Origin of the sequence: uncultured Sphingobacterium sp. (assembly GCF_964277905.1) — a bacterium.
GTDB classification, from domain to species: domain Bacteria; phylum Bacteroidota; class Bacteroidia; order Sphingobacteriales; family Sphingobacteriaceae; genus Sphingobacterium; species Sphingobacterium siyangense.
On the sequence record NZ_CAXYKD010000048.1, the window covers coordinates 614,416 to 627,225 of the forward strand.

Annotated in this window: 16 protein-coding genes; 13 read left to right on the forward strand and 3 right to left on the reverse strand. The window is 38.7% G+C overall.

The window, feature by feature from the left end; all coding sequences use genetic code 11:
• Window positions 1-796: 796 nt before the first annotated feature.
• The 13 genes from ACHWSC_RS24360 to ACHWSC_RS24420 all read left to right on the forward strand — a co-directional run bounded on the left by ACHWSC_RS24360 (window position 797) and on the right by ACHWSC_RS24420 (window position 10,025).
• Window positions 797-1,537 carry a ParA family protein gene (locus ACHWSC_RS24360; RefSeq protein WP_394678523.1) on the forward strand — a complete coding sequence of 247 codons (741 nt, stop codon included), beginning with the start codon at window positions 797-799 and terminating at the stop codon, window positions 1,535-1,537.
• 4 nt (window positions 1,538-1,541) lie between these two features.
• Window positions 1,542-2,435: a conjugative transposon protein TraN gene (gene traN / locus ACHWSC_RS24365; protein ID WP_394678524.1), complete on the forward strand. Its 894-nt coding sequence runs from the start codon at window positions 1,542-1,544 to the stop codon at window positions 2,433-2,435.
• A 21-nt stretch (window positions 2,436-2,456) separates the two neighbouring features.
• The gene (locus ACHWSC_RS24370; RefSeq protein WP_394678525.1) at window positions 2,457-3,017 is read left to right on the forward strand and encodes a conjugal transfer protein TraO; all 561 of its coding nucleotides are present in this window, start codon (window positions 2,457-2,459) and stop codon (window positions 3,015-3,017) included.
• Between the two features lie 12 nt (window positions 3,018-3,029).
• The gene (locus ACHWSC_RS24375; RefSeq protein WP_394678526.1) at window positions 3,030-3,479 is read left to right on the forward strand and encodes a DUF3872 domain-containing protein; all 450 of its coding nucleotides are present in this window, start codon (window positions 3,030-3,032) and stop codon (window positions 3,477-3,479) included.
• 102 nt (window positions 3,480-3,581) lie between these two features.
• The gene (locus ACHWSC_RS24380) at window positions 3,582-3,854 is read left to right on the forward strand and encodes a molybdenum ABC transporter permease (RefSeq protein ID WP_394678527.1); all 273 of its coding nucleotides are present in this window, start codon (window positions 3,582-3,584) and stop codon (window positions 3,852-3,854) included.
• A 5-nt stretch (window positions 3,855-3,859) separates the two neighbouring features.
• Entirely contained in the window at window positions 3,860-4,807 is a 948-nt protein-coding gene (locus tag ACHWSC_RS24385; RefSeq protein ID WP_394678900.1) for a helix-turn-helix domain-containing protein, read from the forward strand.
• An 83-nt stretch (window positions 4,808-4,890) separates the two neighbouring features.
• Window positions 4,891-5,754, forward strand: coding sequence for a nuclear transport factor 2 family protein (locus tag ACHWSC_RS24390; protein ID WP_394678528.1), 864 nt, complete (start codon window positions 4,891-4,893; stop codon window positions 5,752-5,754).
• A 211-nt stretch (window positions 5,755-5,965) separates the two neighbouring features.
• Entirely contained in the window at window positions 5,966-6,217 is a 252-nt protein-coding gene (locus ACHWSC_RS24395) for a helix-turn-helix domain-containing protein (protein WP_394678529.1), read from the forward strand.
• A gap of 41 nt (window positions 6,218-6,258) precedes the next feature.
• Complete coding sequence (locus tag ACHWSC_RS24400) at window positions 6,259-6,555, forward strand: helix-turn-helix domain-containing protein (RefSeq protein ID WP_394678530.1); 297 nt, start codon at window positions 6,259-6,261, stop codon at window positions 6,553-6,555.
• 117 nt (window positions 6,556-6,672) lie between these two features.
• The gene (locus ACHWSC_RS24405; RefSeq protein ID WP_394678901.1) at window positions 6,673-6,972 is read left to right on the forward strand and encodes a TlpA family protein disulfide reductase; all 300 of its coding nucleotides are present in this window, start codon (window positions 6,673-6,675) and stop codon (window positions 6,970-6,972) included.
• A 13-nt stretch (window positions 6,973-6,985) separates the two neighbouring features.
• Window positions 6,986-7,225 (forward strand): P1 family peptidase, encoded by a 240-nt coding sequence (locus tag ACHWSC_RS24410; RefSeq protein WP_394678531.1) that lies wholly within the window; start codon window positions 6,986-6,988, stop codon window positions 7,223-7,225.
• Window positions 7,226-7,289: 64 nt separating this feature from the next.
• A complete protein-coding gene (locus ACHWSC_RS24415) occupies window positions 7,290-9,491 on the forward strand; it encodes an ATP-binding protein (RefSeq protein WP_394678532.1) in 2,202 nt (733 codons plus the stop codon).
• A gap of 171 nt (window positions 9,492-9,662) precedes the next feature.
• Window positions 9,663-10,025 carry a PleD family two-component system response regulator gene (locus ACHWSC_RS24420; RefSeq protein WP_394678533.1) on the forward strand — a complete coding sequence of 121 codons (363 nt, stop codon included), beginning with the start codon at window positions 9,663-9,665 and terminating at the stop codon, window positions 10,023-10,025.
• A 91-nt stretch (window positions 10,026-10,116) separates the two neighbouring features.
• Here the strand turns inward: ACHWSC_RS24420 and ACHWSC_RS24425 are convergent, their stop codons facing one another.
• The 3 genes from ACHWSC_RS24425 to ACHWSC_RS24435 form a co-directional block, all read right to left on the reverse strand.
• On the reverse strand, window positions 10,117-10,482 hold the full coding sequence (locus ACHWSC_RS24425; protein WP_333621470.1) for a response regulator: 366 nt from the start codon (window positions 10,480-10,482) through the stop codon (window positions 10,117-10,119).
• Between the two features lie 5 nt (window positions 10,483-10,487).
• Complete coding sequence (locus tag ACHWSC_RS24430) at window positions 10,488-12,038, reverse strand: PAS domain S-box protein (protein WP_394678534.1); 1,551 nt, start codon at window positions 12,036-12,038, stop codon at window positions 10,488-10,490.
• A 294-nt stretch (window positions 12,039-12,332) separates the two neighbouring features.
• Complete coding sequence (locus ACHWSC_RS24435; protein WP_313239838.1) at window positions 12,333-12,629, reverse strand: hypothetical protein; 297 nt, start codon at window positions 12,627-12,629, stop codon at window positions 12,333-12,335.
• Window positions 12,630-12,810: the final 181 nt, after the last annotated feature.

A 12,810-nucleotide genomic window follows, 5' to 3' on the forward strand; every position in this document is an offset into this window, starting at 1 on the left:
AACTTCCTTGTAAATCAATAGCAAATATAAAAAATATATCAATCAACCACCCTATTTTTTAAAGACTATTTTTGCCAGCCCTATTTTTTCGGCTTCACACTATTTCATAAAATTTCACGAGAAAATCTTTCAAGAGTTGGGTGTGGAAAGCATTTCAAGCAGCTAAAAACATAACTTGCCGTGTTCCGTTGAACACAAAAATCCGCCCTGCGGGACGGATTAAAAGTAACAGGGAAAAACGGCTCGATGCCGTCTTTGTTACCCCCCGATTTGTCAAAAGCCTTTTGCATAAATCCGTTAATAAAAATCATTTTACAAAGTAAAGCCCTCTTTAAGAGAGTATTGCTATAACGTATTCGGACAAACACTGCCTTTGAACGCCAAACACTGCCACATTGATAAACTCCTTTGTTTATCTCTTTTTATTTGTACCAACAAAAGGATGTAAGTGTGTAGATAGTTATGCAGGTAACAACTTAAGTACTTAACTACCGATACAGGTAAATAAGAAAACAGGCACATAGAAAAGTACCTGTTCAGATACCTGGTTATGTTGTTCGATATGCACAAATGCAGGTATTCAGGTAAGCAAGTTTGTTTGTAGCAATCTACATATCTACCTACTGATGCAGGCGTGTATTTAAGTACATAGATAGTTTGGTTTACAGGTAGATAATTACCTGCACAAGTATATCGGTGTAGAGCAACACACCTAAATACAGAGGTGGCTATCTGCGGACATAAGCACTTACGCATATAGGTAATTGAGTAAATAAATAATTAAATAAATAGAAATATGAGTACAAAACACAAACCAGTATTCATCGCTTTTTCTTCTCAAAAAGGCGGTGTCGGCAAAAGTACGTTCACCACACTTGCTGCAAGTATCCTGCATTATCGCTTAGGTTATAATGTAGCCGTATTTGATACGGATTTTCCCCAGCACAGCCTGATGAAAATGAAAGAACGTGACCTGAAAATGGTAATGGAAAACGAAGCCCTGAAAAAACAGGCTTATAATCAATTTATGACCATTAATAAAAAGGCGTATGAGATTATACAACACGGGGCTGATAGCGTATTGGAAAAAGCTCAGGAATATGTAAACGCTTCTCCTGTTCCGATTGATGTGGTATTTTTCGATCTGCCCGGAACTGTGAACATACCCGGCATTCTGAAAGCATTGGCAGGAATGCACCACATTTTTACCCCCATCACAGCAGACCGTGTGGTAATGGAAAGCACACTTGTCTTCACACAACTTTTAAATGACGTGATTATGAAACAAGGAGAAACTTCCATTAAAACCATTAACCTGTTCTGGAACCAGGTAGATGGCAGGGAAAGTACACCATTGTATGAGGTTTATAACACGCTTATCCACCAATTAGGATTTAGCCTGATGAATAGCCAAATCAAGAGCAGTACCCGCTTCCGTAAAGAAAGCGAAGTGAATAGCAAAGTTATTTTTCGTTCTACGCTTTTACCTCCCGATGAACGATTAATGAAAACCTGTCAGTTAGACCTGTTTAAATAAAACAATGAAAAATCATTTAAAAACCTTTTGGGCATTTGCCCTGATACTCGGCTTTGCCGTACAATCTTATGCACAGGGAAGTGCGAGAACTCCGCTTGCGTTAGGCAAGATAGAGCCTTACAAAATGGAAGTAACATACGAGAAAACTTCGCACCTGATTTTCCCGACGGCTATCCGTTATGTGGATTTGGGAAGCGAATACCTGATAGCAGGAAAAGCGGAAGATGCGGAGAATGTTTTACGTGTAAAAGCATCCGTGAAGGATTTTGAAGCAGAAACCAATTTTTCGGTTATTACCAATGATGGTCGCTTTTACAGCTTCAATGTGTATTACAGTTCCTATCCCGAAGCGTTGAGCTATGACCTTTTGACAATGCAGAAAGCAGTAGATAAAGCCAACGGAAACGATGTGCTTTTTGAAGAATTGGGCAACAATTCGCCCTCATTGGCAGGCTTGCTGTTGGAAACCATTTACAAGAAAGACAAACGCATTGTAAAACATATCGGGGCTAAGAGCTTCGGCATCCAGTTTATCCTCAAAGGCATATACATCCATAACGGTAAATACTATTTCCATACAGAATTGAGAAACCGTACCAATGTACCGTTCCAGATTGATTTTGTCAATTTCAAAGTGGTCGATAAAAAAGTTGCTAAACGTACGGTAGTGCAGGAACGCTCTTTAACTCCTTTGAGAACTTACAAGACATTAGATGGTATTGCTGGAAAATCAAGTGAGCAAAACGTGTTCCTGTTAGATCAGTTTACCATTGCTGATGACAAAGTGCTGCTGATTGAGATTTTCGAGAAGAACGGTGGCAGGCATCAAACATTGCAGGTGGAAAATTCAGATTTAATCAAAGCTCGTTTGATAAACGATATGCACCTGAAATTTTAATAACACTTTAAAGCAATAAGAATGAAAAAGTATATCTATACCGTGATGCTACTCTTTGTGGCCATCACGGTTACACAGGCACAACGAATGCTGCCAAAGCAAAAAGGATTGGAAGTAAGCACGGGCATATTGTCCGATGACAAAATTGGTAATGATTATTACATCAATGTAGCAATGACCGTGAACGGCAAAAACGGTAACTACCAGCTTTGGGCATTGGAGTACACGCATCAATACCACGACTACAAAGGTATCCAAATACCACAGGAAACTTATACTGCCGAAGGCGGTTACAGTTTCTTCCTGTTAGGTGATGCCCGTAAGAACATCGCGCTGAATTTCGCCGTAACGGGTGTGGTAGGCTACGAAAGCATCAACCGGGGCGAAGCGATGCTGTACGACGGTGCGAAGATATTGAGCGAAGATAATTTTATCTATGGAGCAGGCGGTCGCCTCACTTTTGAAACGTATCTGTCAGACCGTTTTGTATTAGTTCTGCAAGGACGTACAAAAGTCTTTTGGGGTACAGATCTGGAACAGTTCCGACCGTCTGCCGGTTTGGGGTTAAGGTTTAACTTTTAAAATGTAAATAAAATGATAGCAATATTCAATAAATTCAGAACAGGATTACTGCCGATATTTATACTCTTGGCAATCCTCATAGCTTCAGCAACTTTGGTGTCTTGTAGCAAAGACGATGAGCTCGAAATAGAGAACGATTTTCCTTTTGAAGTTAAGGTAATGCCAATCCCTAAAGATGTTGCCAACGGGCAAACGGTAGAAATACGTATAACCATACAAAGAACAGGGAATTTTAGCAATACGCAGTATTTCCTGCGATACTTCCAGTATGATGGGCAAGGCACATTGCAGTACTACGGTGAACAACCGTATCAGCCCAATGACCTGTATCAACTACCAACTGAGCAATTCAGGTTGTATTACACTTCAACGTCTGCCGTATCACAATCCTTTGATGTTTGGATTTCGGACAGTTTCGGGAACGAAAAACACTTGAGTTTTCAGTTTAATAGTAGTGATTAAAGAAAAACAAATCCTGCCAATACAAGGCAGGATTTGTTTTTAGTAAACTATCGCACAATTATTTTTAGTAAATTTAAAGAGTTCAACTAAAGTGGTTTTGATATGGTTGCATCATTGGTTATAGGTATCATATTTTTGGTTGCAGGCTTGGGACTTAGTTACTGGATTAACCGTAGAAAATTCTACAGACGTGGACCTATGGGAGCAGAGGGTTTCTCATCTTATGAAAGGTCAGTTTTCATTAAATTGGTTGAAAGGATCGGCAAATGGATAGCTTACGTCCTGATTATTTTCGGGCTGTTATCGCTGTGGGTTTACTCACGTGAGAAAAAAGAAATAGTATCCTCAAATACGGAAATACACAATTCATTTTGATAGTAGTGATTGAAGTTAAAAAAAAACTGCCTAACGGCTGGTTTTTTATACTTTTACATAATAAATGTGAGATAAGAATAATGATACCTGATATAAAAAATTATGACTTTAAAACAGGACTTCCGCAAGAATTTGAAATTGTGGATTTAGTAGAATTGTACAATGAGTTTAAAGACACTTTAACTACCATACATCGAACAGGTTTTTATCATATCATTTGGTTTCAAAAAAGCCATCCGACACATTTGGTGGATTTCAATCCTATAAGAATAAAACCTAATAGTTTATTATTTTTGAATAAAGACACGGTGCAACGTTTTGACAATAAAACAAATTTTCAAGGGAAAGCTATACTCTTTACCGACAGCTTTTTCTGCAAAACAGAAGCTGACACAAAGTTTTTAAGAAATAACATTTTATTCAATGACTTGTTTTCAGTTTCACAAATTCAGATAGACAAACAAAGCAATTTATTTTCTGAACTTTTGCAACAAATGAGGGACGAATTGCAGAATGAAAAGGACAATGCCCAAGCCGACATCTTAAAAAATCTGTTGCATAACTTCTTACTTCATTCAGAAAGAGAGAAGCGTAAACAAAACTTTGTTGAACTAAAAAAAGACGCTAACCTGGATTATGTGATGATTTTCAAAGATTTGCTCGAAAGAAACTACAAGACTCAAAAGCAAGTATCTTATTATGCAAAAGAAATGTTCATTTCTGAAAAGCGCTTAAACCAAGCGACTTCAAAACTTTTCGGTAAAACATCCAAAGAAATTATCAATGACAGAGTAATGTTGGAAGCAAAAAGAATTTTGGCACATACCAACGAAAGCGTAAAAGAAATCTGCTACTCTTTGGGCTTTGAAGAACCTACAAACTTTATAAAGTACTTCAAAAAACATTCGGCAATTACACCCATAGAATTTAGAGAAAAGAACTCGGTAGCGTAAAAGTATCATTTAAAGGCACATTACTACCTTTTCCATTTTTACCATTCGTTGCAACTTTGTATTGTAATTAAACACATAGCAAAATGTACAAAATACTAATCGGTGCAACGATGATTTTAGGACTTGGATTATCAACTGCTACTGCTCAAAACAAGTCGATTTCAAAATCTAAAAAATCAGAAAAAATGGAAAACAAACAAAAAGTAGTAAGCCTTTTAAAATCTATTGAAACAGGAGCTTCTGAACCAGTTGGATACATTAATCCCAACAAATACATTCAGCACAATTTAGGAGTTGCAGATGGGCTTGCAGGTTTTGGAGCTTTGCTACAGGCATTACCACCCAATTCAGCAAAAGTAAATACTGTAAGAGCCTTTCAGGATGGCGATTTTGTGTTCACTCATACCGATTATAATTTCTTTGGACCAAAAATTGGTTTTGATATTTTTCGATTTGAAGACGGAAAGATTGTAGAACATTGGGATAATTTGCAAGATACACCTGCAAAACCAAATCCAAGCGGACATACAATGATTGACGGTTTAACTGAAATTAAAGACCTTGACAAGACCGAAGCCAATAAAACATTGGTAAGAAATTTTGTTGATGACATTTTAGTAAACGGCAAAATGGGGAAATTAGCAGGATATTTTGATGGAGACAACTACATTCAGCATAATCCAAATATTCCAGACCAACTTTCAGGATTGGGTGCAACGCTTGAAGCCTTAGCCAAACAAGGAATTTTTATGAAGTACGATAAAATCCACAGAGTCTTAGGGGAAGGAAATTTTGTGTTGGTTGTAAGCGAAGGACATTTCGGAAAAGATCACAATTCTTTCTATGATTTATTCAGAGTTGAAAACGGAAAGATTGCTGAGCATTGGGATGTAATTGAAAAATTGACCACAAAAGAAGATTGGAAAAACAACAACGGGAAATTTTAATAGTTAGGTGTTTACCTAATTGCTTAATATTTAAGAATTTTTTAATGACATATAAGTAAAAAATCGGATAGCCCAAAAAGGGTATCCGATTTTTTGTTTATGGTAAATGTAAAATGCCAAATACTACCTCTCAAAGCCAATCAATTCCACATCTCTCAAACCTATAATAAGCCTTTATAAATTCGAGTTCTACATAAAATTTGAGAAGGCTATGGAAGTTATCGCAATACAAAAATCTGCATTGGACGGAATAAAAAATGAGCTAGGGAAACTTTTGGAAATGACCGAAACAGCTACGAGAAAATACACGCCTATTTTCAAAGAGGAGAAATGGCTTGATAACCAGGAAGTCTGCCTGATGATGAATATTACCAAACGGACTTTACAAACCTATAAGGATAAAGGATTGTTGTCTTATTCCAAACTGAATCGTAAGAACTATTATAAACGCTCGGATGTATAAGCTTTGCTCGAAGCCAGACAGCCGTAAAAATACCAACTACAATGGATTTATTCACGAATGACAATGAAGAAATCATTGCCCATCAGGAAATGATAGCTAAGCTAAGAAACCGTATCGAAGAAATCCTGAAAAACTATCGCCCTGTAATGAATGGAGAGATTTACCTGTCGGGTGAAGATTTATGCCAACTGCTACACATCAGCAAAAGGACTTTGCAGCAGTATAGAGATGATAAAATCCTCCCGTATATACAAGTGGGAGGCAAGATAATTTATAAGGAAAGTGATATCATGACTGTATTGGAAAAAAATTACTGTAGTAATAACACTGATACATAATAACCAAAGTCAGTCAAGATTATGTTTTCTTATAAGGACGAGTTTAGCATCTTTGTTATTGAAAATATAGAAAATCTTAAAGTGTTTTTGCTTTAAGTCCCACATCGAAAACTGGTAATTTTTAGACAACGGGACGCGGATGATCCGCAGGTGAAATTCGTGATACTCAATTCGGGCAGTGGAAACAGCTGGGACGATGCCTACAAATGGGCAAAGGCCAATCCTGAATTTGACTTTCCATTTTATTACAACCAAGATAAAAAGCTCAGTAGTAAATTGGATATCACATCCATTCCGACAACATTGATCCTGGACAAAAAAGGGAACATCCGTTTTCGAAAGGTGGGATTTGAAGGTGAAAAGCTACTGCAGAGCCTCGATGCCATGATCGAATACCTGAAAGAACTGGAGCACTAATACTGGGATTATTTTGTTTTTTTTTCAGGAAAAAGTACCTGCTGCCGTCTTTGTAGGAAACGGCTTCGGGAAATTGGCCGGCAGCACGCAAGTGACGGAATTGGGTAATATTGAAATACCGATTATATTAACGAATACGTTAAATGTGAGCCGGCCAGGTAGTAGATATACAGTTCGTTTTTACTCAGGTTTTAAAGTGAAAGGTGCAAGTTTCGATAGGTCAGATTATTTTAGTAAATTAGTAACCATATGATAGCGTTGATGGAGGACAGGACTGTTGATTTTACCATATTTTTATTTAATGTATCAGTAGCTTTATGCGGGAAATTAATTGTCATGAGGAAAAAATTCACCTGTGTGGAAATATACAGTCTTTTGGGTATCTATTTATCTTTGAAGACGATAAGTGTATCGGGGTAAGCGAAAACTGTTCCGCTATTGCAGGTGAAGAATACTCCGCAATGCTGGGCATGACTGTAGATGATGTTCTTCATCGGATAGTTCCTTCATTTGAACTTCGAGGAGAAAGCATTGAACAGGCTGTTTCCGACAGCATGTTTGCCAGGTATGCCGATCGTGTGACTATCCTTCAAAACGATTATTTTTTAAGTCTCTATAGGTATGATGGCAAAATTTATCTTGAAATAGAGGCCTGCAATCCTCTCGCTATCAAAACGACCAAATTATATTATTATGCAAAGCATTTAGACAACCGTAGTGGCGGCAACTCTTGCTGGCAGGCATTGACTGAATTGATTAAGGACATCATTCATTATGATCGGGTGATGGTGTATCGCTTTTTGGAAGATAATAGTGGACAAGTTATTGCAGAGAGCAAGAGTGCTGAGCTGGAATCTTTGATGAATTACCGTTATCCGGAATTCGATATTCCGGCACAGGCGCGCGAGCTTTACCGTATTTTTCATGCCCGCCATACGGCGGATGTCAATGAGGAAGCGATTCCGCTAATGGGGCGGAGTGCCGATGATCTCGATCTTACACGCTGCAGCCTTCGGGCGCTTTCACCCATGCATTTACAATACCTTAAAAATGCCGGCGTAAAGGCGAGTGCAAGTTTTAGCATTATCGTAGACGATGAGCTTTGGGGGCTTGTAGCCTGTCAGAATCGGGAGCCAATGCATGTAGATCTTTCACAGCGCCATCTATGTACTTTTCTTACACAATACGCTGTAAACAATTATCTAGCAGATTTTCAGAAGAAACAGGTGAAAGTTCAGAAAAATCTATCGCAGCTGAAGCATGATCTAAAAAGTGATTTGTTGGTCAAGCGCAACTTGTATGACGTGTTGGAAAAGTATGCCCTGCGTATTATGGAGGTAATGAATGGACAGGGGCTAATCATTAAACGTGATAGCGCGATCATGGTGGTGGGTGAGGTGCCTGATAAAAAAATGCTCCGAGAAATTGATAAAAAAATAGCCACTGCGGAGTTTTTTGCGACAGATAGATTTAAGTGCGATGGTCCTTCCGAAGATGTTGAAATGTTTCCCGGTGTACTACGCATCAGTATTCTGCCCGCAAATAATTGGTACTTATATGTTTTTAGGAAAGAACGCCTGATAGAAGAGACCTGGGCAGGGAAGCCGGAAAAAGTGATGCAGGTAGACGAAGATAGAAAGATTACCTTTCCTTCGCCACGTTCTTCTTTCGAGGCATGGAAAAAAATTACAAAAGGAAAAGCCGAAAAATGGCAATTTTCAGAACTCGCTTTTATCGAAAATATTACACAGATTATACAACAAGCGATAGCACAACGTGGGGGAGAGATTGATGAATTGAACAAGAAACTGGTGCGCTCTAATAATGCGCTTGATACTTTTGGCTATACGCTGACCCATGATCTTAAAAATCCGCTGACGACGATACAACTCACTGCGCAAATGTTGCTCCATAAAAAAGACATCTCTGACGAACTGCTTGCAAAGTCAATGAAAAATATCTTGGAGGGGACGCAGCTGATGCGGGATATGATGGATAGAGTTTACCAAATGTCAAAGGTAAATCATGTAGACTTTGTGTTCGAACCAATTAATCCGCAGTCCAAGATTGTCAATATTGTTGAAAATTGCAAACAGCAATACCAAGTCCCGCATTTAGAATTTATAATGGGTGAAACACTGCCTGTATTGGGGGAGAGAACATTGATCTATCAATTATTTCTGAACCTTGTTGGCAATGCCATAAAATACAGCAGTAAGAGGCAAAACCCGCAAGTATCCGTTGAGAGCATGCGGCAGGGAAATACGATTCGGTATGATATCAAGGATAATGGAATCGGAATTGATTTGAAGGAGGGCGACAAAATTTTTGAAATCTTTGCCCGAATGGCCAACTCAGAAGGTTTTGAAGGTTCGGGGGTGGGCCTTTCCATTGTTAAACAAATTGCGAATAAGCTCAACGCAGCTATTCACGTGGAAAGCGAATTAGACGTCGGTACTACATTTTCGGTCGTCTTCAAAGATATACCTGAAGCAGATCGTATGCATTTAGTATCTTAAACAAAGGAGCGTAGACTTTTATCCAATAAATTGTCTATCTTGTAAAATCTCAAAGAAAGATTATATAAACGGTTTGGTAACCAACAATCTGCCCAGCTTAGGTCTATATTTTAAATCCCCCCCACAAGACCATATTTTTCAATCATTGCGGTGTTTTTAAACAATCAAAAAATGAAAAAGAAAATTGTTGTTTGTGATGATGAAACCATCATCCTTAACGTTTTGGAGCTGGCTTTAAAGAATGAATTTAGAGAAGTTTATTTAGTTTCAAAAAGCAGAGAACTTATTGCATCTGTCGAAGAAATTGACCCTGATATTATACTATTGGATATTGAAATGCCATGGTTGTCAGGAGACGATATCCTTCGTGAACTCCGAAGTTCGGAAAAACATCAAAATATTCCGGTGATCATGATGTCTGCGAGTTCCCGTGGGAAGCAGATAGCTTCTGAGTGTGGAGCTGACGCTTTTTTGGCCAAACCATTTGAACTGGACGATCTATTACTTCTCGTGGATAAATTGGGCCAAGCGTAAGCGATTGTCCTGAGATGATCACATCAGCTGCATAAAAGCACTTTTTTTAAAAAGTGCTTTTATATGTGCCTAGTCAGCGTGTACTTGGGGACTAGTTTTTCAGTATGCTATTAATTTTATCGGTGATATCGGTTAAATCAAAGGGTTTGGCGATAAAACCATTTGCTCCTAAGTTCCCTGCTATTTCAGGTCCATCGACGCTCGCTGATAGCACAATGATAGGAGTTTCTTTAATTTCGGGTGTACTGCGGATAATTTTAATCAGCTGGTCACCAGAAATTATTGGCATCCAGAGGTCTAGCAGCAAGAGGTCCGGCTTATGCGAAATTAATTGCTTTGTCAGGTGCGTGCTATTTATTTCGCAGATGACATGATATCCTTCTAGTTCTAAAAATAGCTCCAGCATCTCGAGTATTCCTCGATCGTCATCACAGATCATTATCTTTTTAGGCTGCATATTTTTTATTTGTTGATTACAATGGGTAATGTGAAATTAAATGTGGACCCTTCTCCTGGCTCGCTTTCGACCCACAGTGTTCCTTTGTGGTGTAAGATAATCTCATGCGAAACATAGAGCCCAATACCTAAACCGGGAAACTTTTTCTGTATATGACTGACGCGAAAAAAACGCTCGAAAATTTTTAGTCTATCCTGATAGCTTATGCCCATGCCATAATCACGTACGGAGATTTTAATAAAGTTGGCGACCTTGTGGATACTAACTTCAACTTTTTTCGACTCGGGTGAATATTTTATAGCATTGGAGAGCAGATTGTTCAGCACTTGGATAATCTGGAGCTCGTCGCCCTCGACGATACTACCTGTATTTCCTGTAAGGTGGATGTCAGAATCAGGTGCCGCCAATCGCATGCTTTCAACGGCATCCTGAATAGTCTTATCGATCTCAAAAGGCTCCATGTGCAGTTCAAGATTGCCAGATTGAATTTTTGACGTATCTAAGAGTTTTGCTATCAGCATGTTCAAGCGATCGATATAAGCTGTGATTTTATCTAAAGTTGAGACATATTTCGGATCGGTGTTTTCGGCACTCAATCGCTGTAAAATCTGGAAGAGACCCTTGATTGTTGTAAGCGGAGTCTTCAGTTCGTGGCTCGCGATGGACAGGAAATCATCTTTACGCCGATTCTGCTCCTTCTTTTCCGTAATATCTTCGATGGCGATCAGGATCCGGTCTTTGTACTGGCCCTCGAATTCAATACGATAAGCATTTAGCAGCATGACTTTTCGACCAATATGAGGAAAGATATGATCTACCTCATAATCGATAACCGGGTTATTGGTGGGCAGTATCTGAGTGAGCATCTCTTTTAACGAAGAAATATCCCACTGCTGATTACCGAGGTCAAATAATAAATTTCCTACCGTTTCTTCTGTGGTGACTTTAAACGAGTTTAAAAAATGCCTATTGGCGCTCAGGACGATGTAATTGGCATCGAGTACCAAGAGACTTTCTCGTACTGTTTCAATAATACTGGACAGAAAGCTTTCTTTATCTTGCAGTTCTTTGGTTCTTTGCTGTATTTTGAGCTCCACATGGGACTTCTCTTCCCGAAGATCATGCTCTGCTTTTTTTCGATCACTGATATCATTTTGAACACCAATGAAATGAGTTACCTGACCTTCATCATTCTTCACTGGTGAAATAAAAAGTTCGTTCCAAAAAAGGGTTCCATCCTTACGATAATTTCGAATTTCAACCTTACATTCTTCACCGCGCTCAATAGATTCTTTGATCATATTACGTTCGGCTTGCGAACGGTCCTGAGCCTGTAAAAATCGGCAGTTGTGGCCAATAATTTCGTCATGCGCATAACCACTGATGGTTTCGAAAGCTTTATTGCAATAAATGATGGGATTATCATACTGCAGATTGTCTGTAATTATAATACCCGAATAGGCAGAATTCAATGCTTTTAGATAAAGATCTAAATCATTGTTCTTGTTTTCAGTACGTTGCGTTGAATTGTTGATGCCGGAAGCATTTTTTTTCATATATTTTAAACTCCCATATTAATTAAGGTGTCCCAATTTAGTCGATAATTTTGAAATTGACGCGGATTTTGGCATGTCTAAATTCAAAACCCGTATAAATCCCTGCTGAAAATATAAGAAAATATAATCAGTGCAAATGATATCAGGACACCTATTTTTGATCTGACTGAACCGATGTAATTGGAACGCGGAACTGCGGGCATTTATTGTTGCGGTTCAGCGCTGTATACTGACCTTGGGCACTTTTTCAGCTGTAGAAATCGCTTATACTGCAAATATTTCCGTATCACTGCCTTATTGATGTCTATTGCCTTTATGGTAATACGAAATGTGTTTGTTGATCCCTTGCGCCGCATTATTTCTGTCGGGCGATACCCTGACGGGGGCATATTGCAACGATACAATATCCATGCTGTCGATTTCGGGCATGTTAAGCGGGCGGTACCAAGAAGGTGGGTTCGTTAGATTGCCCGTCTCTTTGCGATCTGTTTGTTCTGTTGATTCTTGTACAGAACGCTGTTTCCAGTGTCTGTAAATGAGCAGTGCTGCTCCGGCAACTGCCGTGATAACGAGTCCGATTTGTGCTTTCATACGTTCTTGTTTAAGAATTGAACCATTTCCTTTCAAATTGAACAATACTCAAATCAAAAAGTTCAATAAAAAAAGAATCTTGGTGGAGCTTTCCAATGGATTGGCCGGTAGTTTCCTATTGGAGCGGTTGGGAAGAGATACCTTGTTGTTTTGATTTGGAGTATACGACCTGTGATGGTTT